The organism is Kribbella sp. NPDC051137, assembly GCF_040682535.1.
In the GTDB taxonomy this organism is placed as follows: domain Bacteria; phylum Actinomycetota; class Actinomycetes; order Propionibacteriales; family Kribbellaceae; genus Kribbella; species Kribbella karoonensis.
In genome coordinates this window covers 1,114,999-1,138,430 of record NZ_JBFBBI010000001.1, presented here as the reverse complement: position 1 = coordinate 1,138,430, position 23,432 = coordinate 1,114,999, and the positions used below count along the sequence as shown (strand labels likewise).

Genomic DNA, 23,432 nt, shown 5'->3' with positions numbered 1-23,432 from the left:
ACCCCCGCTCACACCCCCGCCCCCACAAGATCGGCCGTCTTTGTGCACCACATCCGTACGGCCGGGCTCTCGGCACGCGGATCCGGTGCACAAAGTCGAGTTGTCCACAGGCACTCGCGCGGCGGCGCGTGGTTTCCGGGAGGATTGGGGGGTGGAGCGACTGGATGACGGGGTGCGGGAGCGGCTTGTCCGCCGGCTCGCCAGGCCGCTGAGACACGTCGAACTGATGGAGCTGGGCCTGCGCAAGTACGAGGTCGAGCGGCTCCTGCGCAACGGCCACCTGCAGCGCGCCTACGGTCGGTACGTCTCCGGCGAGCTCGATCGAAACCTCGCCAGGGCAGCGTGTGCGCAGGCGGCACATCCGCGGTCGGTCATCAGCCACTTCACCGCCGCCGATCTCGCGGGACTCCGTACGTGGACCGATCACGAGCGGAGGCTTCGGCCCGGCCCGATCTGGCTCACCTGCGAACCGGGTTTACGCCGCAACCTGAAGCGCTCCGGCGTCGTCCTGCGCCGGGCAACGCTCTCCGAACCAGATCTGCAACTGCGTCGAGGCCTATGGCTCACGTCATCCGCGCGAGCCGCGGTCGACATCGCGCGCGAAGTGCCCCTGCGTGAGGCCGTGGTCACCGTCGACCACGCCCTGTCCGGATCGGTCTCGCTCACCGACCTCGAGGCGGTTCTGCAGCGTCAGTGCCGCTGGCCCGGGGGTGCGGAAGGCGCGGGCGGCTTGCGGGCGGGCACTTTGTGCACGAGATCCGTGATTCCATCGATCCGCCGTACGGACGCCGTGCACAAAGTGGCCCCTCGAGCGCGCCGCGGGGTGCGGGCGGCTGGGGCGGGCGGCGGGGCCGGCGGTCGGGGCGGTGTTTGTGATTTCGGCGTGGGGGCACGGGGCGGGAGCTATGACAACCGACGGATGGAGTGGGCTGTGCTGACCCTGACTGAGAACGCGACGCTGGTGATCAAGAGCATCACCGGGGTCGAGGGCGCGCCGGACGGAGCCGGGGTGCGGATCTCGCAGGAGAACCCGGCGGATCCGGCGCTCGCGGTGACCACGACCGAGGCTCCGCAACCGGGTGACCAGGTCGTCGAGGAGGCGGGTGCCCGGGTCTTCCTCGAGCAGAACGCCGCGAACGCCCTCGACGACAAGATCCTGGACGCGGCAGTGGACGACAAGGGCGGGGTGGAGTTCCTGCTCGTCCCGCAGCCGGGGCCGAGCAACGGCAGCGCGCCGACCCCGTAAGGCCTGTACCGGAGAACGGGTAGTACTGACCGTCCTCGCCCGTCGGCAGCTCACGCCGAGCGTGACCACCGCTGCCGACGGCGAGGACTACCCGTTCTTCGGTACATCACACCGCACTACGCTGCGCGATCCAGCTCTCGTGCAGCCTGCTGTAGACCCCACCTGCCGCGACCAGCCGAGCATGTGGCCCGCGCTCGACGACGACCCCTTCGTCGAACACCAGGATTTCGTCCGCGGCCTCGGCCGTCGACAGCCGGTGCGCGATCGTCACCGACGTACGCCCGGCCATCAGCCTCTCGAGCGCCGCGTTCACCCGCACCTCGGTGCCGGGGTCGACCGCCGAGGTCGCCTCGTCGAGCACCAGCAGGTCCGGGTCCGCGATGTTCGCGCGGACCAGCGCGACCAGCTGCCGCTCCCCCGCGGACAGCGACTCGCCGCGCTGACCGACCGGTGAGTCCAGCCCGTCCGGCAGCGACTCCAGCCAGTCCGTCAGCCCGAGCGACTCGAACGCGGCCAGCAGCTCCGCGTCGGTCACCTCCGGCCGCCCGAACCGCACGTTGTCGGCCAGTGACGCGTCGAACAGGTACCCGTCCTGCGGCACCATCACGACCCGCTCCCGCAGCGAGTCGAACGAGATCTCCCGGGCGTCCACCCCGTCCAGCCGGACCGCTCCGGACGTCGGGTCCATCAGCCGGGTGAGCAGCTTCGCGAATGTGGTCTTGCCGGACCCGGTCTCCCCGACGACCGCGACCCGCCGTCGCGGCTCGATCCGGACGTCGACGTCCCGCAGCACCAGCTCGCCCTCCGGGTAGGCGAAGTCGACGTCGTCGAAGTCGACCGTGATCGGCCCGCGGGCCTGCCGTACGCCGTCCTCGCCCGGGTCGGCGACGTCGGCCGGGGTGGCGATCACGCCGAGCACCCGCCGCCAGCCGGCGAACGCGCTCTGTGCGTCGGTCAGCACCTGGGTCGCGATCTGCACCGGGTCCGAGAACAGCGCCACCAGGAACATGAACGCGAGCAGCTCACCCAGCGTCGCCTGCTTGTCCACGCCTAGCAGCACGCCGACCGTCAGTACGCCGGCGTTCGCCAGCCCCGCGGCGAGTCCGCCGATCGAGAACGTCACACCGGTGATCGCCTGCGCCTTGGTCGCGGTCTTGCGGTAGTCCTCGATCGAGGCGTCGATCCGGTCCTGGGTGCGCTGCTCGATCGCGTACGAGCGGACGACCTGCGCGCCGACCACCGGCTCGGCGATCGCGGACAGCATCTCCCCGACCTTCGCCCGGACCACGCCGTACGCCGCCGACATCGCGCGCTGCAGGTACTTGAGGCTGGCGAACAGCGGGACGAAACAGACCAGCACCACCAGCGCGAGCTGCCACGAGTAGAAGAACATCACGATCGTCGCGAGGAACATCTGGCCCAGGCTGACCAGGAAGATGAACCCGCCGAACTGCAGGAACTGCGACACCGTGTCGACGTCGGACGTGACCCGGCTGACCAGAGCGCCGCGGCGCTCCGTGCTCTGGGTCAGCACCGGCAGGTCGTGCACGTGCCGGAACGCCTTGATCCGCATCGTCGCCAGTCCGTGCTCGGAATTGATCGCGAGGCGGACGGTGGTCAGGTACGACGCGCCCGCGGTGACGATCACGCCGAGCGCGCACACCAGGCACATCCAGGCGACGTACGACGTGTTCGGGCCGTTCGGTCCGGACAGCCCCTTGTCGATGGTCTGCTGGACGGCGATCGGCACGACGATCCGCCCCGCCGTCATGGTCAGGGCGAGGATCCCGGTCAGCCACCATCCGCGCGCCAGCTCGGGCGAGACCTTCAGGCCCTCCTTGAGGGTCTGCATCCCGCCCGCGTTGTCGCCGTGGTCGACCCGGCTGGCCTCTGCCGTGCTCACGCTGAAACCTCTTCCTCGTCGAGCTCTTCCTCGCGCCGTTCGGCGTCCTTCTCGTACGCGTCCACCAGGTCCCGGTACGCCGGCGTCGACGCCTGCAGCTCGGTGTGCGAGCCGTGCGCCTGGATCCGGCCGTCGTCGAGGAACAGCACCTCGTCGGCGAGCGAGATCGTCGCCTTCCGGTACGCGATCACCAGCACGGTCGTCGCGGACCCGGCGTCGTCCTGGACGGCGGACCGCAGGCCCGCGAGGATCCGCGCCTCGACCTGCGGGTCGACCGCGCTCGTCGCGTCGTCCAGGATCAGCAGCCGCGGCCGCCGGACCAGCGCGCGGGCCAGCGCGATCCGCTGCCGCTGCCCGCCGGACAGCGACGTACCGCGCTCGCCGACCTTGGTGTCCAGGCCGTCCGGCAGCGCCTTCACGAACCCGTCGCCCTGGGCGATCCGGAGCGCGTCCCAGACGTCGTCGTCGGTGTACTCGCCGCCGAGCGTGATGTTGCCGCGGATGGTGTCGTCGAACAGGAACGCGGTCTGCGCGACCAGGGCGACCGATCCGGCCAGCTCGTCGCGGGCCAGGTCGCGCAGGTCGGTGCCGTCGATCTTCACCGCGCCCTGCTCCGGGTCGACCAGCCGGGTCAGCAGCGTGGTCATCGTGGACTTCCCGGCCCCGGTCGGACCGACGACCGCGACGGTCCGGCCGGGCTCGACGGTGAAGTCCACACCGGCGAGCACGTCGCGCTCCGGGAGGTACCCGAACCGGACGCCGGCCACCTGCAGCCGGGCCGCCGTCGACGAGGTCAGCCGGGCGTCGCCGTACTCCATCCCGCCCTCGGCGGTCAGCACGCGCTGCACCCGGTCCCAGCCGACGACCGAACGCGGGAGCTCGCCGAGCACCCAGCCGAGCGCCCGGATCGGGAACCCGATCAGCGTGAACAGGAACGCCACCTGGACCACGTCACCCGCGTCGGCACCGCCGGACTTCACCCGCCCGACGCCGACCAGCAGCACCGCGAGGACGCCGAGCCGCGGCAGGCCGTCGATCACCGGATCGAACATGCCGCGCGCCTTGTTCACCGCGATGTTCGCGTCCCGGAGCGCGTACGTCGGCTCGCGGAACCGCTCGGTCTCGGCCGCCTCCCGGCCCAGCGTCTTCACCACGAGCGCGCCGTCGAACGACTCGTGCGCGACCTCGGACACGTCCGCCCGGAGCTGCTGCGCGCGCGTCGCGAGCGGCTGCAGGTACCGCTGGAAGATCACGTTCGCGACGAACACCAGCGGGAACACCAGGCAGCCGACGAGCGCCAGCCAGACGTCCGCGGCGAACATCGCGACGGTCGCGAACACCAGCATCGCGATCACGCCGATCGCCATCGGCAGCGGCGCGATCACGAACCAGGTCGACTCCACGTCGGCGTTCGCGTTCGAGAGCAACATCCCGGTCGAGTGCTGGTGGTGCCACTCGAGCGGGAGCTTCAGGTACTGCCGGGTGACCCGGCGGCGGTACGTCGCCTGCAGCCGGAACTGCATCACGCCCGCCCCGAGCCGGCGCCCGACGACACCGATCGCGTTCAGGATCGCGATCCCGATGAACAGCGAGATCAGCGCCGCGATCGTGCCGCCGCTGACGTCGCCGCGCTCGAACGCCGGGCGGATCAGGTGGTCGGTGGACCAGCCGAGCGCCCAGCCGCCGGCCACGGTCATCCCGCCGTACAGCATGCTGGCGAGCACGGACAGCGCGAAGATGCCCGGCTCCTCCCAGATCGCGACGCGCAGCACCCCGAACCCCCGCCGGGTGACGCTGCCCTTGTCTGGGACTTTCGGTGGCACGGGCAACACGCTCCAGGGACAGTCAGGTGCGAACACCAGGCACGGGAATGACAACGATTGACATTCTGCCATTCACACCCGACAACTACGATCGAGTATGTGACCGACTACAGCCGGGTAGAACGACTCGCACTCTGTGATCTGTTCGACGGGGTCGGGCCTGCCGCGCCGACTCTCTGCGAGGGCTGGGACGCCTACGACCTCGCGGTGCACCTGTACGTCCGGGAGGCGGATCCGGTGGCCGGACCGGGTCTGGTGATCTCGGCGCTGGCGGACACCACCGAGCGGCGGATGGCGCGGGCCAAGGAGAGATACGGGTTCGCCGAGGTGGTCGACAAGGTGCGGAACGGGCCGCCGCGCGCGTCGCTGTTCGCGGTCCCGAAGCTCGGGCCGCAGATCAACACCGCGGAGTACTTCATCCACCACGAGGACGTCCGCCGCGCGCAGCCGTCGTACGAGGTCCGCACGCTGCCGGCCGATCAGCAGGACGGGCTGTGGAAGGGGATCAAGCTGGCGGCGAGGTCGATGGCCCGCAAGTCGCCGACCGGCCTGGTGCTCATGCGGCCCGACGGGACGAGCGTGGTCGCGAAGCAGCCGACCGCGCTGGGCTCGGTCACGGTGACCGGGGAACCCGCTGAGCTGACGTTGTTCTGCAGCGGACGGCAGGCAGTCGCCGACGTGCAGCTCGACGGCGACCCGGAGGCTGTGGAGCAGCTCCGCAACGCGTCATTCGGGCTGTGACTCGGGCTCTGATCCCGTCGCTGCCCCGGCCTTCGCCCCGCGGCGGGCACGCTGGATCAGACTGCTCACGACCGTGGTGAGGACAACCAGCACGATCGCGGCCAGTACGCCCTGCCACGGCTCGTCGAAGAGGGCGTAGCCGAGCAGGCCGATGGCCATGTAGACGGCGGCCCACAGCGACGACGCGGTCAGGTCGACGAGCGCGAACCGCTCCCACCGGTACCCGGCGAGTCCGGCGGCGAGCAGCACCGGGACCCGGCCGCCCGGGATCAGCCGGGAGGTGAGCAGCACGCTGATCTCGTGCTCGGCCAGCCGGTCCTTGAGCGCGTCGAGTGACGCGTTGTCCCGCAACCACCCGATCCGCTTCGCCAGCCGCTCCCCGCCGAAACGGCACCCGGCGTACACGATCAGGTCACCGGCGTACGCCCCGGCCGCGCCCGCGATCAGTACGCCGACCAGCCCGATCGGGTTGCTGTGCGACGCCAGTACGGCGCCTGCCGACACCGCGGCACCCGTCGGCAGCACCGGGAGGACCGCCCCGACCAGAACAGCTCCCGCCAACGCGAACAGATACCAGAGGTCGAAGGTGGCATCGCCGGTCATGAGGGAACCTCGAGCGAACCGCCCGGTGTGAGGACCTCGACCTTGACCCCGGGATCGACGTTGGTCATCGCGGTCTTGAACCTCTCCCCCGGTGGCAGAAACAGCTCCGGCTTGATCCAGTCGCAGCCGATCGGCCAGAACGTCCCGAAATGTACCGGCACCGCGGTCGCCGCGCCGACCCGCCGCACCGCCTCCGCGGCCCGGACCGGGTCCAGGTGCCCGGGCCCGAGCGACGGCCCCCAGCCGCCGACCGGCACCAGCGCGACGTCGACCGGCCCGGCCTCGGCCGCGAGACCGTCGTACAGGTCGGTGTCCCCGGCGAACCAGACGCTCGGCGAGCTGTCGATCCGGTACCCGACCGCCGGCGCGCTGTACGACGACCACGGCAGCCGGCGGCCGTCGTGGTGCGCCGTGACGACGTCGATCTGCAACGCCCCGATCTTCAGCTGGTTGCCGGGAGCAACCTCGATGCAGCGGTCCGAGTACAGCGGCCCGCTGTCGGCGTGGATCAGCTTCGCGGCACCGCGCGGCACCACCAGCGCGGCGTCCGGCGAGATGAACGGCAACGACGTCAGGTGCAGGTGGTCGGCGTGCAGGTGCGACACCAGCACGGCGTCGCAGTCACCGGCCTCGGGCAACGGCGCCGGGCCGCGGCGGCGGCGCAGGTGCGCGATTCGCGCGGTCAGCACCGGGTCCGTGAGGAGCCGGGTGCCGTCCGCCTCGATCGTGGTGGTGGCATGACCCCACCAGGTGACGTGCATTCAGGCCTCTACCTTCGACTCGACCGGTTCTCGCTGGTCCTTGCGCTGCCCCAGCTTCTCCAGCCAGCCGATCAGCACCTCGTGTACCGCGTCCGAGCCTACGGGAGGCTCGCTCAACACCCAGCGGCTCGGGTGCACCAGCACCGCCTCGGTCTGCCAGCCGCCGATCCCGCCGTGGCACCCGACCAGCTCCTCGAACGCCGCCACCTCATGGGTGTAGTCGTCGACCCGGCTGACCACGACGAGGTCCCCGTTGTGCGGCATCTCCGCCTGCCGGAGCATCGAGGCGGCCGCGAGCTCGCCGTACGGCGTCAACGGGTCCTCCCCCTCGACGCGCCCGGAGCGCAGGACGTGCACCCCGGCGGCGCCGATGGCGACCGGGCCCTCGGCGAGCGAGTCGACGACCACGAACCCGATGCCGGGATGGGTCGCGAGGCCCGGGATCAGCTTCGGGTGCAGCAGCTCGATCTCCTCCAGCGGCACCCGGCCGGGGGTGGTCGCGAGGTAGATCAGCGCGAGGTTGCCGGACGCGGTGACGACCATCTGCTCGTCGGCCGCGATCTGCGGCTCGCAGTCCTTCGGGCCGAGCTCGACCTCGCCGGTCTTCACGTGCAGCGCCTTCCGGGTCACCGATCCGGCGACGCTGCGGCCCATCGTGAGCTCGGTGAGGAACGCGTTCACCTGGCCCCAGCCCTCCGAGCGGCCGACCGCCTGCACCGGCTCCTTGGTGGTGTCGACCAGGTCGTCGACCACCTCGGCGAGGGTCCGCCCGTACCGCTGCAGGAACGTCGACCCCTGGCTCTGGCCGTGGTCGGACAGGACGACGATCTCGTACGAGTGCGGCAGGATGTCGATGATCCGGCGCAGTGCACCGAGCACCCGGTCCAGGCCCTCCAGGGTCTGCAGCGACTCGGCGCGGGTCGGGCCGGCGTGGTGCGCGACCTCGTCGTAGTCGACGAAGTCGCAGTAGATCACCGGCGTGCCCTTGACCAGCTCGTCGGTGATCAGCGAGACGTTCAGGTCGCGAAGCAGAACGTTGGTGATCGCGCGCAGGAAGATGTACCCGCCGCCGCGCTTCACCCGCGGGACCAGGTGCCGGACGCGCTGCCGGCGGGCTTGGTGCAGCTCCTTGATCACCTCCGCCACGCACAGGATCAGGCCGCGCGCGGCACCCTGCGGGCTGGAGAAGAACCGGATGTAGCCCCGGCTGCGGCTGGTCGGCAGGGCGGCCCGGCTGAAGACCAGCTCGCACCTCTCGGCGTCGCCGGACCAGTTGTTGCTGATGCTGACGCCGCCGTCCGCGAGCAGCCCGCGCCCGGTCGACATCCGCTTCTCGATCTCCGCCGCGTCCCGGGCCCGGTTGGTGACCATCACCCGGCCGGTCTCCTTCTCGTACCACCGGAACGCCGGGATGTGCGTCGAGCCGCCGTGCAGGATGCCCGCCTGGCTCGCGGGCGTGGTCGCCGGGACGCCGGTGTGCCAGGTCTGCAGCGAGTGGTTGCCGTCCCGGATCCAGCCGCCGAGGTTCGGCAGGTTGCCCGCCAGCACCATCCAGTTCAGCAGCGGCGCCGACAGGCCGTCGATCTGGACGATCAGCATCCCGGTCTTCGACGCGGGCTGGATCCGCCGGGCCCGGCGGTGCACGACCCGCATCACCTCGGCGACGTACGCGTCGTCACTGCCCGCGTACGCGACCCAGCCGACGAAGGCGCTGATCGACGACATCACGATCGACACCAGCACCGGCGCCTCGACCCCGCCGTGCAGGTCCACGCCGGGGTCGACGGTGATCCCGAGGTACACCACCGCGAACTGCGACAGCAGTCCGCCGACGAGGACGCCGATCGAGCCGATCAGGACCGCGACCCCGGCGAGGATCCAGCGCATCAGCACCGAGAACACCGCCAGCAGCACGATCAGCCGGAGGACCGGCAGCCGGCCGTCGCTGCTGATCTGCGGGAGCAGCCAGAACGTCAGGGTCAGCGTGATCAGCGACGCGAGCCCGCCGTACAGCATGGCTCCCAGGCCACGTCCGGTACGGCGGAGATCCAGCCATACCGGACGTCGTCTGCGGGAGACCTGTTCTGGTGGTTTTGCCATCGCCTGCTTCCCCGTAGTGCCCAAGAAATGCACACTGTCCTGTACGAGACTACGGGGTCGTGCGGACGCTTTTACTGCACCTCGAGGTAGTCGACCTCCGTGTAGAGGGTGCCCTTGGTCAGCCGGATCGTGTTCCAGCCGGCGTTCAGCGTCACCGGGACGGCGCTCTCGTGCCAGTTGTCCCACCCCGTGACCGGGTAACTGACCGAGCCCACGTTGTTGCCATTGACAACGAGACCGTGACTGGCGGTGGACGCCGAACCGTTGGCGTACCCGACGTGCAGCGTGTAACTGCCGGCCACCGGCGCGAACACCGTGTTCTCCACCCACGAGTCCGCGTAGTCGATGTACGCGACCACCTTGCCGTCCGAGGCGCCGGCCGCGTTGTCGCGAACCGAGCAGTGGTTGAGCGTCCCGCGCTCAGCTTCGTACCGGACCCGGCTGCCGCGGACCACCGGGTAGTCGTTCGCGTACCCGACGTCCGCGACGTACAGGTGCCGGTCGCCGTTCACCCAGCCGTGCAGGAACACCTTGTCGCCGACGAAGTCCGCGCCGCCCGGCCCGCACACGTGGCTGTCGAACGTCGCGGTCGTCATCAACGGCCGGTACGCCGTGGTCCACGGGCCGCCGAGGCTCTTCGAGGTCGCGTACGACGTGAGGTAGTTGCAGTCGCTGTACCCGCCGCCGGAGAAGTAGAGCACGTACTGCGACCCGCGCTGGACCAGGTCGGGCGCCTCGATGATGCCGCTCGACGTCAGCATCGCGGTGTTGCCGCTCGCCAGCGTCTGGCCGTTGTTCGCGGTCTTGGTGAGCCAGAGCGTCGACGGCTTACTGACCGCGTTGCCGTCGTTCTTCCAGACCAGGTACCGGGTGCCGTCGTTGGCGACGAACGTGTTCGGGTCGATCGCGCCGCCGATGTCGAGCGGGCAGATCAGCGGCGCCGTACCCACGGGCTGGAACGGGCCGAGTGGGCTGGTCGCGGTGGCGACGCCGATGCACTGCCGGCCGGACGCCTTGTGCCAGGCGGTGTAGGTGAGGGTGTAGGTGCCGTCCGGGTTCGGGTAGACGTCCGGCGCCCAGGTGCGGCCCGGCTGGGCCCAGGCGCTCGACGGCCCGCCGGGCATGGCGTCGCCGCGGATCGTCCACGGGCCGTTCGCGCTCGGCGCGGTGGCGACGGGGACCGTGCCGTGGCTGCCGTTGGTCGCGTACGCGTACCAGGTGCCGTTCTGCTGGAAGACGTCCGGGTCGGGGAAGTTCTCGCCGATGATGTCGCTCGGGAACACGGCCCCGGCGGCGGCATGTGCCGGAACGGACAGGAACGTGGTCAAGCTCAGGGCGGCCACCAAGGCCGCCAGAAGTCGTCGCATGGGTGACTCCTCAGGTGGGGCGGATACCTGCGACTCCACTTTTACATCGATTCACCTGAAACACACCAGGGAATGAAGGAAGGAAAGAAAGGGAAGTTAGGGGTGGACCCCGGAGATTCCGGGGTGGAGACTCCCGCTAGTTGATTTCCGCCTGGATCAAGGGAGTGTCTCGTGAGTCTTTTACCGAGAGTGTCGGCACGCGGGGCGGTGGCCGCGGTAGCGGCGATCGCAGCCGTCGCCGGCGGCTTCGTCGGGCAGTCCGCGGCGACGCCGGCCGCCGTACAAGCAACACCGCTGCAGCAACGCCTGGACAGCCTGCTGAACGACAGCCGGTACGACGGCTCGCAGGTCGCGCTCGTGGTCCGCGACGCGACCACCGGCGAGACGCTGTACGACAAGGACGGCGCCGAGCGGCTGCTGCCCGCGTCGAACACCAAGCTGTTCACCTCGACGGCCGCGATGCACACGCTCGGCCCGTCGTACCGCTTCCACACCGACGTCCTCGCCACCGCACCCGTCCGCGGTGGACAGTTGCTCGGCAACCTCTACCTCAAGGGGTACGGCGACCCGACCGCGCTCGAGTCGGACTACGCCGGCCTCGCGAAACAGCTCAAGGCGGCCGGTGTCCGGCACGTCTTCGGCGATCTGGTCGCGGACGACACGTACTTCGACCACGTCCGGCTCGGCGACAGCTGGGCCTGGGACGACGAGCCGTACTACTACAACGCCCAGATCTCCGCACTGACGCTGGCGCCGAACACCGACTACGACTCCGGTACGGCGATCGTCGAAACCCGTCCGGGTGCGGCCGCGGGCGCTCCGGTGAAGCTCGACCTGGTGCCCGCGAACGGCGTACTCAAGCTGGTCAACACGGCCACCACCGGCGCGGCCGGCTCCGCGAACACGATCAGCGTCGACCGCGACCACGGCACGAACGTCGTCCGGATCACCGGGTCGATGCCGCTCGGGTCCGCGGTCGAGCAGGACTGGGTGACCGTCTGGGAGCCCGAGCTGTACGCCGCCGACGTGTTCCGGCGGGCGCTCGCCGCGCAGGGCATCACGGTCAGCGGGGCGATCAAGAACGCGGCGACCCCGGCCGGTGCCGGACGGCTCGCCCGGGACGAGTCGATGACGGTCGGCGAGCTGATGACGCCGTTCCTCAAGCTCTCCAACAACATGCACGCCGAGACGCTGGTGAAGACGATGGGCGCCGTCGCGGAGGCCGACGGCAGCTGGCCGGCCGGGCTCGACGTGGTGACGAAGTACGCCAAGACGCTCGGCGTCGACACCAGCCGGATCCGGCTCTCCGACGGCTCGGGCCTGTCCCGCAAGGTCAACGTCACCGCCGACTCGATCACCGACGTCCTGATCGGTGCGCAGAAGGAGTCGTGGTGGAAGCAGTGGTACGACGCACTGCCGATCGCGGGCAACCCGGACCGGTTCGTCGGCGGCACGCTGCGCAGCCGGATGCAGAACACGCCGGCCGCCAACAACCTGCACGGCAAGACCGGCTCGCTCACCGGGGTCACCGCGCTGTCCGGGTACGTCACGAACAAGGACGGCCGGAAGCTGGTGTTCTCGATGATCAGCAACAACTATCTGGTCAGCCCGCGCTCGATCGAGGACGCGGTCGGCGTCACGCTCGCGTCGTGGTCCGACCAGGCGCCGCCTGCCGCTTTGGTTGCGCCGTTCAAGGCTGCTTCGCCGGCGTGTGAGTCGGAGTGGGACAAGGCCTGCTAATCCGTTCGACAGGTACGGCGGCCATCCACCACCATGCGTGAATGACCGCCGTACTGCCTGACAAATACTCCGTGCGTCCGCCGGCGTTCGAGGACGCCCAGGCGATCCTGGACCTGGCCGGCGCCTACAACATCTCGGTGATCGGTTCGGCCGACTGGACGCTCGACGATGTGCAGGACGCGCTGAACGAGCCGGCCTTCGACGCCTCGCGTGATGCGTGGCTGGTGTTCGAAGGTGACCGGTTGGCCGGGTTCGGCTGGGTCTTCGGGAAGGGCGATCGGCGGCAACTCGACCAGGACGTGGTTGCCGCGGACCTTGAGCTCGAGCGGTGGTTGCTCGACCGGGTCGAGGAGCGCACGCGGGAGTTCGGGCGCGCGCACGGGCATTCGTCGGTGCAGCTGGACACCGTGGCCTATCAGGCTGACGCCGCCCGGCGCGACCGGTTGAAGGGTTATGGCTACCAGGTCGGAACCGTCTTTCACCGGATGCGGATCGACCACACCGGGGCGGTTCCCCGGCCGGAGGTTCCGGCTGGGGTTGTGGTGCGGCGCGGCACGCCCGACGAGGCGGGTCAGCGGGCGGCACACGGCGTACTGAACGCGGCGTTCGACGGGCAGTTCGGGTTCACGCCGCGGTCGTTCGAGGAATGGCGGGCGGCGCAGGAGGTCCACTCGGCGTTCGACTGGTCGCAGCAGACGGTGCTGGAGGTGGACGGCGAAGCGGTGGCGATGCTGTCCGCGAACGACCAGTTCGTCGAGGACGAGAACTGCGGGTACGTCGGGCGGCTCGCCGTCCTGGAGAAGGCACGCGGGAAGGGGCTCGCGAAGTTCCTGCTCCGGGACCAGTTCGCGATCGACGCGGCGAACGGGCGGTCCGGGACGATCCTGCACGTCGACACGAACAACCCGACGCCCGCGCTCGGCGTGTATCTGTCCGTCGGGATGCGGGCCGTGCTGGTGATGGAGGTCTGGCGACTCGAGGTCGCGGTATGAGCCTGCCGAGCGGCTACACCTGGCGGCCGATGCGGCTGCAGGACGCATCGGTGGTCGCCGAGCGGTCGGCCGCCTACACGTCCGCGTTGCTCGGATTCGCGAAGCACAGTCCCGAGGACGTCGCGAACTACCTGCGCGACCCCGGGACGAACCCCGCCACCGACGGGTGGATGGTGTTCGGCCCGAACGGCTTCGCGGGGTCGGCCACAGCCGTGCCGATCACGGGCGGGAGTCACGTCACCGTCGACATCCTCGGCACCGAACCGGCCGTCCTCGACTGGCTGCTCGAACAGGCGGAAGGCCGTGCGGTCGCGGCGGGCGGTCGAGCGGCCGCGCTTCGGGTAGGGGCGATTCGGCAGGACGAGTTGTTGCCGACCGTGCTTGCCGCTCGCGGGTACTCGATCGGTACGTCGGTGCACCGGATGCGGATCAGCTTCGACGGGCCGGTGGCGGAGCCCGTGGTGCCGGACGGGATCGTCGTACGGCGAGGTGCTCCGGACGAGGCGAGCCGGCGGGCGGCACACGCCGTACTGATGGAGGCGTTCGCCGACCAGCCCGGGACGCTGCCGCGGCCGTTCGACGCGTGGGTGGCGTCGCGGGAGAGCCGGTCGACGTTCGACTGGTCGCAGGTGACGATCCTGGAGCAGGCCGGGCAGGCGGTCGCGATGACCGAGTGCAACGACAACTTCGTCAGCACGGACAACTGCGGGTACGTCGGACGCCTCGCCGTCGTGTCGTCCGCCCGCGGGCGCGGGCTGGCCAAGTACCTGCTGCGCAACGCCTTCGCCGTCGATTCGGCGGCCGGCCGCTCCGGCACGATCCTGCACGTCGACACCAACAACCCGACTCCCGCGGTCGCCCTCTACACCGGCGTCGGCATGCGCCCGGACCTGATCAGCGACATCTGGACCCGCACCGCTTGAGGATTGCCTCCGGGAGATCTGAGAGATTACTCTCGAAACATGTCTCTCAGGAATCCGTACGGCGATTTCGAGATCACCGACCCGCAGGCGATGCGCGCGCTCGCGCATCCGGTCCGGCTCGCCGCGCTCAGCTACCTGCAACGGCACGGTCCCGCGACCGCCACCCAGCTGTCCGAGCATGTCGGCGCCTCGCCGTCGGTCACCAGCTGGCACCTGCGGCACCTGGCCGGGTTCGGGCTGGTCAACGACGGTCCGCCGCCGAGCGGCTCCGACAAGCGGCAACGCTGGTGGTACGCGGTCGCGGGCGGCTTCCGCTACGAGATGCCGGACACTCCGGAGGGCGTCGAGGCCGGCCGGCTGCTCCGGACCGAGATCATGAACCAGGCTCTGGAGGCGGCGCAGACCTGGCTGTCCGACACCGAGCCGAACCTGGACCCCGAGTGGAGCAGGCGGGCCGGATCGGCGAACACCTTGCTGGTGATCACCCCGGACGAGGCGGACGCGATCGAGTCCGCGATCGAGCAGCTGCTGGCGCCGTACGTCCAGCGCCGCGACGCCGGCGACGTACCGCAGGACGCGCGGCCGGTCCGGCACCTGCGGATCTCCTTGCCCGAAGCAACGGGCTCCTGATGAGCACGCTCGCCGCCACGAGCCTCTGGCGGGACGCCCGGTTCCGCAGATTCTGGTCCGCGCAGGGCGTCTCCGAGTTCGGCGACCGGATCACCGAGCTGGCGCTGCCACTGATCGCGGTCACGATGCTGGACGCCTCCCCCAGCCAGGTCGGTTTCCTGACCGCGGCGGTCTGGCTGCCGAACCTCGCGTCGTTGTTCATCGGCACCTGGGTCGACCACCGCCGCGACAAGCGCCCGCTGATGATCGCCGCCGACCTCACCCGGACGGTGCTCCTGCTCACGCTGCCGGTCGCCTACTGGTCCGGTTTCCTTGCCCTCGGCCACTTGTACGCGATCGCGGTCCTCGCCGGTACGGCGCATGTCGTGTTCAACACGGCGAACGCCTCGTTCTTCGTCCGGCTGGTGGATCGCGAGCAGTTCCTGGAGGCGAACAGCAAGCTGTCGGCGACGCGGTCGATCTCGTTCATGGGCGGGCCGGCCGTCGCCGGTCTGCTGGTGCAGTGGCTGACCGCGCCGCTCGCGATCCTCGTCGACGCGTTCACGTTCGTGTTCTCGGCGGTGCAGCTCAGCCGGCTGAAGATCGATCCGGGCCCGGCGGAGGAGTCCGGCGAGCCGATCCTGCGCCGGGCGGCGGCCGGGATGCGGTACGTGCTGAAGCATCCGTACATCAGCCGCAGCCTGGGCTGTGCGACCACGGTGAACTTCTTCAACCTGATGAGTACGGCGCTGCTCGTGCTGTTCGCGAGCCGCATCCTCGGGCTGTCGGCCGGGGTCATCGGTCTGGCGTTCGGCATCGGCGCGTCGGGCGGACTGCTCGGCGCGGTCAGCGCCTCCCCGCTCAGCCGCCGGTTCGGCGCCGGGCCGGTGATCGCGTTCGGCGCCGTCGTGTTCCCGACCTCGATCGCGATCGCCGCGCTGGCGAACGGTCCGCTGTGGGTGAAGGCGGTCGCGCTGGCGGCGGCCGAGTTCGTCGGGGCGTTCGCGGTAATGTGCTTCGACATACCACTGAACGCCTTGCAGGCCGCCGTCTGCCACGACAACATGCGCAGCCGGGTGGCGGGGGCGTTCAGCAGCATCAACTACGGCATCAGGCCGCTCGGCGCGGTCGTCGGAGGGTTCCTCGGCACCTGGATCGGTGTCCGCGAAACCCTCCTCGTCTCCGCCGCCGGCGGCCTGTTGTCCGTCGTGTGGCTGATCGGCTCACCCATCATCCGCACTCGCGAGCTGACGGGCCTGGAGCCGCCTGACTAGTCCTCGACCAGTTCCTCGACGACCTCGACCTTGTTGACGGTCTTGCGGAGCGGGACCTCCTTGATGAAGATCACCGCGATCAGGCTGACCACCGCGCAGGCGGCGGCGATCAGGAAGATCCGTCCGGTGGCGTCGCCGTACGCGTGCCGGACCAGCGCGGCCAGCTGCGGCGGGAGGTTCTTCACGTCCAGCAGGCTCGTGCTGCCGGAGCCGCCCTCCTGGAGTTTGCGCGCGGCTTCGGCGCCGTTCGGACCGGCGAGCACGCCGGCCACGATCAGGTCCTTGACCCGGGCGGCGAGCACCGCGCCGAGCGCGGACACGCCGACCGCACCACCCAGGCTGCGGAAGAACGCGACCGTCGCGGACGAGGCGCCGATCTGGGTGACGTCGACGGTGTTCTGGACGGCGAGCACCAGGTTCTGCATCGTCATACCCATGCCGAGGCCCATCGCCAGCATGCCGAGTCCGACGTACCAGTAGGGCGTGCTGTGGTCGATCGTGCCGAGGATCAGCAGGCCGGCGAGCAGCAGGACGCCGCCGGAGACCAGGTACCGCTTCCACTTGCCGTAGCGGGTGATCAGCTGACCCGATCCGGCCGAGCCGATGAACGAGCCGAGCATCATCGGGATGGTCAGCAGGCCGGCCTCGGTCGGGCTGTACCCGCGGGCGATCTGGAAGTACTGCCCGAGGAACAGCGCGCTGCCGAACATCGCGACACCGACCGACAGGCTGGCCACGATCGCCAGCGCGGTGGTGCGCTCCCGGACGACCTTCAGCGGGACGAGCGGCTCGGCGACCCGGTTCTCGACGAGTACGGCGAGGAAGCCGACGAGCAGCGTGCCACCGACGAACAGGGCGGACTGCCAGGACATCCACGCGAACTTCGTACCGGCGAAGGTGACCCACAGCAGCGGCAGGCTGGCCGCGATGCTGATCAGGACCGCTCCGAGGTAGTCGATCTGGACCTTGCGCTTGAGCAGCGGGAGGTGCAGGTACTTCTGCAGGATCACCAGGCTGACGACGGCGAGCGGGACGCAGACGTAGAAGCACCAGCGCCAGCCGAGCCACGAGGTGTCGACGATGACGCCGCCGATGAGCGGGCCGCTGACGGTCGCGACCGCCATCACGGCGCCCATGTAGCCGGAGTACCGGCCCCGCGACCGGGGTGGGATCGCGGCACCGATGATGGCCTGGGCGAGCGCCATCAGACCGCCCATCGCGAGACCCTGGAGGACCCGGGCACCGATCAGGAACGGCACGTTGTGGGACAGGCCGGCCAGCGCGGACCCGATCACGAAGACCGAGATCGCCAGCTGGACCAGCAACTTCTTGCTCACCAGGTCGGAGAGCTTGCCCCAGATCGGCGTGGACACCGTGGTGGCCAGCAGGCTCGCGGTGAGGACCCACGTGTACTGCGTCTGGGTGCCCTCGAGGTCGGCGATGATCGTCGGCAGGGCATTGCTGACGATCGTCGAGCTCAGCATCGCCGTGAACAGCGCGGCGAGCAGGCCGATCAGGATCTCGAGGATCTCCTTGTGGGTGAGTTCCGGCGCAGCGAGCGTCTGCTGCCGGGTCTCGGTGACAGTCATTACTCTCCAGTCTTGGGGCTTTGCCTCACGAGTTTGTTGGCCTCGGTGATCGCGACCGCGACCCGCTGCATCGTTGCGGCGGCCGCCGTCATCGCGTCGTCGTCGAGGTCTGCCAACGCGGTTCTCAGTTGCCGGGTGTAGGCGGAGTACATGGCCTCCAGCCGGGCCTTGCCCTCGGCCGAGAGGCTGACCAGTCCGACCCGGGCGTCGGCCGGATCCGGCCGACGGCTCACCAGTCCGTCGGCCTCCAGCGCGGTCAACTGCCGGCTCACCACCGACGCGTCGACGCCGAGCTTGCCGGCGATCTCGCCGCCGCGCTGCTCACCGTCCTTCATCAGCACCTTCAGCACGCTCGCGTCCGACCGGCGCAGTCCGCCGTCGCCGCCGGTGAGGTGCCGGTGCTCGATACAGCGCACGGCCCTGATCAGGGAACTGACCCCCTCGAGCAGCTCCTGAGCCGCCGCATCCCGCTCTACCCCGGGGACGAGGGGTTGCTGAGCTAGTTGCATAACCCAACTATATACACGGATAGTTGGTTTCCACAACCATATGCGCAGGGTGTGGATAAGTGGTTACTACCTGTGAGAGTGCCTCAGCCGAGGTCGGTGTTGAGGCGGGCGAGCAGGCGGCCGAGGTCGGCCAGATCGGCCGGGTTCCAGCGGTCGAGGATGGCGCGGAACTCGGTTTGCCGCTGGGTCCGCATCGCCTCGTAGCGCTCGGCGCCGGACGTGGTCAGCCGGAGCAGGCGGGCGCGGCCGTCGTCGGGGTCGCCGACGCGTTCGATCAGGCCCAGGTTCTCCAGCTGGGTGATGCCGCGGCTGACCGTGGACTTGTCGAGGCCGAGGACATGCGCCACGTCCGACGCCCTCACGCCCGCACTCGGGCCCGTACCCGCGCCGAGCTCGATCTGCGAGATCAGCGCGTAGCCGGCCGCGTCCATGTCCGGGTGCACCCGGCGGGCGAGCCGCAGCGACGCGGACCGGGACCGGCGGAACAGCGCGGACAGCTCCAGCTCGATCGCCGCGACCAGTTCCTCGGAGTGCTCCACCTTGGTGTTCACCGCACCACGATCCCGGCGTCCCGGAGCGCCCGCTTCACGTCCGCGATCCGGAAGTCACCGAAGTGGAACACACTGGCCGCGAGGACCGCGTCCGCACCGGCCTGCACCGCCGGCGGGAAGTGCTCCGGCGCCCCCGCTCCCCCGCTGGCGATCAGCGGTACGTCGACCACCGCGCGGACCGCCTTGATCAGCTCCAGGTCGAAGCCCTGCTTCGTGCCGTCGGCGTCCATCGAGTTCAGCAGGATCTCCCCCGCCCCCAGCTCGCACCCGCGCCGCGCCCACTCGATCGCGTCCAGCCCCGCGGACCGCCGCCCGCCGTGGGTCGTCACCTCGAACCCGCTCGGCTGCTCGGCGGACCGCCGTACGTCCAGCGACAGCACGAGCACCTGGTTGCCGAACCGGTGCGCGATCTCGCGGATCACCTCCGGCCGCGCGATCGCGCCGGTGTTGATCCCGACCTTGTCGGCGCCCGCCCGGAGCAGCCGGTCCACGTCCGCCGCCTCCCGGACCCCGCCGCCGACGGTCAGCGGGATGAACACCTGCTCGGCCGTCCGCCCGACCACGTCGTACGTCGTCTCCCGCGCGCCGGAGGACGCGGTGATGTCGAGGAAGGTGAGCTCGTCGGCGCCCTCGGCGTCGTACACCTGAGCCATCTCGACCGGGTCGCCCGCGTCCCGCAGATCGGCGAAGTTGACGCCCTTGACCACACGGCCGGCGTCGACGTCCAGACAGGGAATCACTCGTACGGCAAGACTCACGCGGCCAAGCGTAGCGTTCAGAGCGAGAGGATCAGCCCGAAGACCACACCGAGGAACAGCACACCGACGAGGATGCCCGCGAGTACGGCGGGGTTGCTGCCACTGTTGCGTGGGGCGCCTGGTACCGGCGGGAGGTTGAAGAGGTTGGTGATCCGTTGTGGGACCTGGACGCCGCGGATGATGGCATCACGGAGCGCCTGGGTCAGTGCCGGGCGGACGTGGTGCGGCACAGGGATCTGGATCGACACATCAGTGATGTCGTCGTGCAGGCGGATCCAGAGTGCGCCGCCTCGGCTGCGTTCCCAGCGGGTGGCGGTGAGGCGGGTCAGGTCGACCGACTGGCGGCCGATCAGGGTGGCGACGTCGAGGTACGGGCCGTTGATGCGCGGGTGCCATCCCATGTTGCCGATCAGGAGCGAGATCGCCACGAGGCCGACAGAGGTCACGACGAGGGCGACGGTGGTGAGGTGCGATCGTGTGCCTGCGCTGACCAGGAACGCAACTGTGACCGCGACCGTGAGGATCAGTCCGGCGGCGGTTCCGTAGCGCACCAGCCGCGACATGCGCCGAGGCCGCCGTTCGTCCACGCGGGCAACGGTAACTATTGAGGGGGTTATGCGCCTGGTAGCCGCATGTCGGCGGGGCCGTCAACAGGCTGTGGGGTCAGGCGACAGGCAATAGCTTGTCGTCAGCCCCCGACACGCGCGCTCAGCCCCGACCAAACGCCCAGCAACCAACCCGCGGTTACCCGGTCCCGGCGGTCCCTGGGGCCCGGGTGGTCCCCGGTGGTCCGGCGGTCCCCGGCGGTCCCCGGCGGTCCCCGGCGGTCCCGGCGGTCCGGTGGTCCGGCGGTCCCGCGGTCCCGCGGTCCCTGCGGTCCCGGCGGTCCGGTGGTCCCGGCAGTCCGGGCGGTCCCCGGTGGTCCCCGCGGTCCCGGCGGTCCGGGCGGTCCGGGCGGCCCCATGGTCCGGGCGGTCCCGGCGGTCCCCGGTGGTCCGGTGGTCCCCGCAGTCCGGGCGGCCCGGTGGTCCCGGCGGTCCGGGGGTCCCGACGGTCGGGTGGTCCCGACGGTCGGGTGGTCCCAGTGGTCCGGGTGGTCCCAGTGGTCCGGGTGGTCCAGTGGTCCGGGTGGTCCCAGCGGTCCAGGTCCCCGCGGTCCGGGTGGTCCCGGCGGTCCCCGCAGTCTTCAAGGGTGGGCGGGCGGGACACCAACCTCCACACCCGGCTACCACCCCCGCATCCCACCACCTCAAGGGCGGGTGGGCGGGCCAGCACCTCCACCAACCGCGAACCCATCCGCGCCCCACCACCTCAAGGGCGGGTCGGCGGGACACCACCCCACGCCCCGGCGGCAACCCCCACACCACACCACACCACACCACACTTGAGGGTGGGTGGGGGACGCCAAGTGTGTGCCGGGGTTACTTCCAGGCGCGGCGGCGGTTGTCGGTGGACTTCATGGGGCGGGTGGACTCCCAGACGCGGCGCCAGCGGGCGGCGTCGGGGCCGGTTTGGGCCGGGGAGGCGCCGATGGCCGCGCGGCGGCGGGACTCGTACCAGGTGGTGGACTCCTCGTCGAGGAGGGCCGAGACGGCGGCAGCGATCCGGGGGGCGAAGTCGCGGGCGCTTTCGCCGGCAGCCGGCCGCAGCGGGTCGCCGTACCGGACGTGGACGGCGGGGCGGCCGGGGACGGGCCAGCCGCGGCCGCGGGGCATGGCGGCGAAGGAGCCCTTGATGCCGACGGGGATGATCGGTACGTCGTGTTCGACGGCCAGGTACGCCGCACCCATCCGGAACCGCTGCACCCATCCGTCGGGCGAGCGGGTGCCTTCGGGGAACACGACGACGTTCCAGCCGTCGGCGAGCAGGTCGCCGGGCGTGGCGCTCATCTTCCCGCCGCGCCGTTCGATTGGGAACGTGTTGAACACGATCGCCGACCCGGCAGCCCGCCACCACGTGTCGAAGAAGTAGTCCGCCGCGGCCGCGAACGCGGTACGGCGACGCATCGCGTCGGGCAGCGACAGCAGCAGCAACGGGGTGTCGAGGTGCGACGAGTGGTTCGCGACGATGATCGCGGGCCCGTCGAGCTTGAGCAGCGAGTCGAGGCCGCTGACCTGCGGGCTGACCTCGAAGTTCAACACCGCGTTGAGCGGGCCCTTCTGGATCAGGTCGCGGACCGCGATGGCGGCCGGCGTCCGGGCCCACTTGGTCGGGAAGACCGTGGTCTCCTTCGGGATCACGTACGGCTCGGCGGACCGCGGGACCTGCGGCCGCCGGCCCCAGCGCCATCCGCGCGCGACCTGCCGGACGTCGCGCGCGGTGTCGCGGCCGAACTTCACCAGACCGGCACCCATCAGCGCACGTCCGCGAGCAGGTGCGGCGGGTTGTGCAGGTACGTGATCGACGGCGACCGGCCGACCGAGTGGCTGACCATCTCGAGCGCGTCGGACAGCGTCGACGCGGACCGGAAGCCCATCCGCTCGACGGTCTTGCGGTTCGCGCCGACCCAGACGATGTCGCCGCAGTGGTCCAGCGCGTGCGAGATCCAGTACCACATGTAGAACGGGTGTACGCCGTGGTACGCGTTCGACGTCCGGTACAGGTGGATGTACCACGGGTCCTCGGCGTACTGCTTCTCGAACTTCGCCTCGATCGTCGCCGGGTCGGTGCTCTCGGCAAGCACTTCCTCGAAGAAGTCGACGTACGACGGGTGGTGCAGCTGGCTGAACTCGTAGTCCACCGGGTGGTACAGGATCACCGCGCCGTCCTTGCGGACGATCGGCTGGCCCAGGTACGAGTTGAAGTAGTAGCCGAGCCCCATGCAGGCGGCGAGAATCGGGTTCATCACCGAGTTCACGTTGTACGGCCCGATGAACGGGACGCCCATGATCGCGACGTCGGCCTGGCCCTGGACCTCGACCTTGTGCTGGCGGTGCACGGCTTCGATGGTCTTCTCGTGCACAGGCTCGATCTTGCCGGCGGTGACCCCGGTCAGACCGTAGTTGGACCGGACGTCCTGGAAGATCTTCCGCCGGATCCGGGTCGGGGCGACGTCGAGACCGCGCTTGGCGGCCAGGTAGGAGCCCTGGTCCTTGATCGACCACTCCCACTCGCGCTTCTGCAGGAACTCCAGCGGCCCGCCGAAGATGTCGTTGTTCAGCGTGGTCTCGATCTGGAAGACCTTGACGTGCTGGGTCAGCACCTCGCCCATCCGCCAGGCGGAGTGGTGCATCTTGGACGCCTTGTGGTCCATGAACGACCGCGAGTGGATCATCGTGTGGCTGTTGTGGTGGTGCTTCAGCGACTTGTACGACGCCAGCCCGATCGACGTGGACTTGTGCCCGCCGTCCATCGCGACCAGGTTCACGTTCACGTAGACCAGCAGGTCGGACTCGGCCGCCCGCTTGGAGATCTCGACGTCCTCGCCGTGCCGGGTCTGACCGAGGTGGGTCAGGTTCGCGGCGTCCTCGGCGTCGAAGTTGTAGAGCTTGCCGTCGGGGTAGAACGACCGGAACACCCGCTCGCCGACGATGTCGCGCAGCTCGTTCGGGGTGAGCCGGCGGTGCAGCGCGTTCGCCGAGATCAGCTCGACGTCGTCGACGCCGGCCTGCGCGGCGAGCTCCAGCACCGCCTCGATGATGCGCTGCCGGATGTCCGGCTTCTTCATCGGCGGCAGTGGGATCGAGATGTCGTCGAACGCGATCGTCAGCCGCATCCCGGCGCGTAGCAGCTCCGGCAGCGGCTCCGACTCGATCGGGTGCAGCAGCGCGTTCTGGATCGCCTCGTCGACATCCCGGACCGGCGGCAGCGCCTCCGGCGGGTACACCACCCGGGTGCCCTGCGGGAATCGCTCCAGCAGGAAGCCCTCACCGTTGTGCACGAGCAGCGGCGGCGTCCGGTCGTCCACCTCAAGCACGAAACCTGGCCGAGACATGTCAGAACC

The 23,432-nt window shown here is 70.1% G+C and carries 20 protein-coding genes; 7 read left to right on the top strand and 13 right to left on the bottom strand.

The features are described from left to right. Positions 1-151 precede the first annotated feature (151 nt). On the top strand, positions 152-1,246 hold the full coding sequence (locus AB0M51_RS05385; protein WP_344197080.1) for a hypothetical protein: 1,095 nt from the start codon (positions 152-154) through the stop codon (positions 1,244-1,246). Between the two features lie 106 nt (positions 1,247-1,352). Here the strand turns inward: AB0M51_RS05385 and AB0M51_RS05380 are convergent, their stop codons facing one another. Together AB0M51_RS05380 and AB0M51_RS05375 are read right to left on the bottom strand one after the other, a co-directional pair. Continuing rightward, a complete protein-coding gene (locus AB0M51_RS05380; RefSeq protein WP_363748152.1) occupies positions 1,353-3,149 on the bottom strand; it encodes an ABC transporter ATP-binding protein in 1,797 nt (598 codons plus the stop codon). Continuing rightward, positions 3,146-4,972, bottom strand: coding sequence for an ABC transporter ATP-binding protein (locus AB0M51_RS05375; protein WP_344197083.1), 1,827 nt, complete (start codon positions 4,970-4,972; stop codon positions 3,146-3,148). Before AB0M51_RS05375 ends, AB0M51_RS05380 begins: the two co-directional genes overlap by 4 nt. Before the next feature lie 99 nt (positions 4,973-5,071). Here AB0M51_RS05375 and AB0M51_RS05370 point away from each other — a divergent pair, with 99 nt between their 5' ends. Continuing rightward, entirely contained in the window at positions 5,072-5,713 is a 642-nt protein-coding gene (locus tag AB0M51_RS05370; protein WP_344197085.1) for a TIGR03085 family metal-binding protein, read from the top strand. Here AB0M51_RS05370 and AB0M51_RS05365 read toward each other — a convergent pair. The 4 genes from AB0M51_RS05365 to AB0M51_RS05350 all read right to left on the bottom strand — a co-directional run bounded on the left by AB0M51_RS05365 (position 5,699) and on the right by AB0M51_RS05350 (position 10,544). Continuing rightward, positions 5,699-6,316, bottom strand: coding sequence for a VTT domain-containing protein (locus AB0M51_RS05365; protein ID WP_344197086.1), 618 nt, complete (start codon positions 6,314-6,316; stop codon positions 5,699-5,701). The two genes, AB0M51_RS05370 and AB0M51_RS05365, sit on opposite strands and share 15 nt — an antisense overlap. Next, positions 6,313-7,077: an MBL fold metallo-hydrolase gene (locus AB0M51_RS05360; protein WP_344197088.1), complete on the bottom strand. Its 765-nt coding sequence runs from the start codon at positions 7,075-7,077 to the stop codon at positions 6,313-6,315. Before AB0M51_RS05360 ends, AB0M51_RS05365 begins: the two co-directional genes overlap by 4 nt. Beyond that, positions 7,078-9,177 carry an alkaline phosphatase family protein gene (locus AB0M51_RS05355; protein ID WP_344197090.1) on the bottom strand — a complete coding sequence of 700 codons (2,100 nt, stop codon included), beginning with the start codon at positions 9,175-9,177 and terminating at the stop codon, positions 7,078-7,080. Between the two features lie 71 nt (positions 9,178-9,248). Then, entirely contained in the window at positions 9,249-10,544 is a 1,296-nt protein-coding gene (locus tag AB0M51_RS05350) for a family 43 glycosylhydrolase (protein ID WP_344197092.1), read from the bottom strand. A gap of 171 nt (positions 10,545-10,715) precedes the next feature. Here AB0M51_RS05350 and dacB point away from each other — a divergent pair, with 171 nt between their 5' ends. The 5 genes from dacB to AB0M51_RS05325 are packed head-to-tail and all read left to right on the top strand — an operon-like array spanning position 10,716 to position 16,082. Beyond that, a complete protein-coding gene (gene dacB, locus AB0M51_RS05345) occupies positions 10,716-12,284 on the top strand; it encodes a D-alanyl-D-alanine carboxypeptidase/D-alanyl-D-alanine-endopeptidase (protein ID WP_344197094.1) in 1,569 nt (522 codons plus the stop codon). A gap of 41 nt (positions 12,285-12,325) precedes the next feature. Further along, positions 12,326-13,276 (top strand): GNAT family N-acetyltransferase, encoded by a 951-nt coding sequence (locus tag AB0M51_RS05340; protein ID WP_344197096.1) that lies wholly within the window; start codon positions 12,326-12,328, stop codon positions 13,274-13,276. Further along, positions 13,273-14,199 (top strand): GNAT family N-acetyltransferase, encoded by a 927-nt coding sequence (locus tag AB0M51_RS05335; RefSeq protein ID WP_344197098.1) that lies wholly within the window; start codon positions 13,273-13,275, stop codon positions 14,197-14,199. Before AB0M51_RS05340 ends, AB0M51_RS05335 begins: the two co-directional genes overlap by 4 nt. Positions 14,200-14,238: 39 nt before the next feature. Beyond that, positions 14,239-14,829 (top strand): ArsR family transcriptional regulator, encoded by a 591-nt coding sequence (locus AB0M51_RS05330; RefSeq protein ID WP_344197100.1) that lies wholly within the window; start codon positions 14,239-14,241, stop codon positions 14,827-14,829. Further along, a complete protein-coding gene (locus tag AB0M51_RS05325) occupies positions 14,829-16,082 on the top strand; it encodes an MFS transporter (RefSeq protein WP_344197102.1) in 1,254 nt (417 codons plus the stop codon). The genes AB0M51_RS05330 and AB0M51_RS05325 overlap by 1 nt, the downstream gene beginning before the upstream one ends. Here the strand turns inward: AB0M51_RS05325 and AB0M51_RS05320 are convergent. The 7 genes from AB0M51_RS05320 to AB0M51_RS05290 form a co-directional block, all read right to left on the bottom strand. After that, positions 16,079-17,671, bottom strand: a complete 1,593-nt coding sequence (locus AB0M51_RS05320) for an MDR family MFS transporter (RefSeq protein WP_344197103.1) — start codon at positions 17,669-17,671, stop codon at positions 16,079-16,081. The two genes, AB0M51_RS05325 and AB0M51_RS05320, sit on opposite strands and share 4 nt — an antisense overlap. After that, entirely contained in the window at positions 17,671-18,180 is a 510-nt protein-coding gene (locus AB0M51_RS05315) for a MarR family transcriptional regulator (protein WP_344197105.1), read from the bottom strand. Before AB0M51_RS05315 ends, AB0M51_RS05320 begins: the two co-directional genes overlap by 1 nt. Before the next feature lie 83 nt (positions 18,181-18,263). After that, positions 18,264-18,731, bottom strand: a complete 468-nt coding sequence (locus tag AB0M51_RS05310) for a MarR family transcriptional regulator (RefSeq protein ID WP_344197107.1) — start codon at positions 18,729-18,731, stop codon at positions 18,264-18,266. Then, a complete protein-coding gene (hisF, locus tag AB0M51_RS05305; RefSeq protein ID WP_344197109.1) occupies positions 18,728-19,489 on the bottom strand; it encodes an imidazole glycerol phosphate synthase subunit HisF in 762 nt (253 codons plus the stop codon). Before hisF ends, AB0M51_RS05310 begins: the two co-directional genes overlap by 4 nt. A 17-nt stretch (positions 19,490-19,506) precedes the next feature. After that, entirely contained in the window at positions 19,507-20,076 is a 570-nt protein-coding gene (locus AB0M51_RS05300) for a hypothetical protein (protein ID WP_344197111.1), read from the bottom strand. Positions 20,077-20,910: 834 nt separating this feature from the next. Next, complete coding sequence (locus AB0M51_RS05295) at positions 20,911-21,843, bottom strand: lysophospholipid acyltransferase family protein (RefSeq protein ID WP_344202135.1); 933 nt, start codon at positions 21,841-21,843, stop codon at positions 20,911-20,913. After that, complete coding sequence (locus AB0M51_RS05290; protein ID WP_363748143.1) at positions 21,843-23,423, bottom strand: lactate racemase domain-containing protein; 1,581 nt, start codon at positions 23,421-23,423, stop codon at positions 21,843-21,845. The genes AB0M51_RS05295 and AB0M51_RS05290 overlap by 1 nt, the downstream gene beginning before the upstream one ends. Positions 23,424-23,432: the final 9 nt, after the last annotated feature.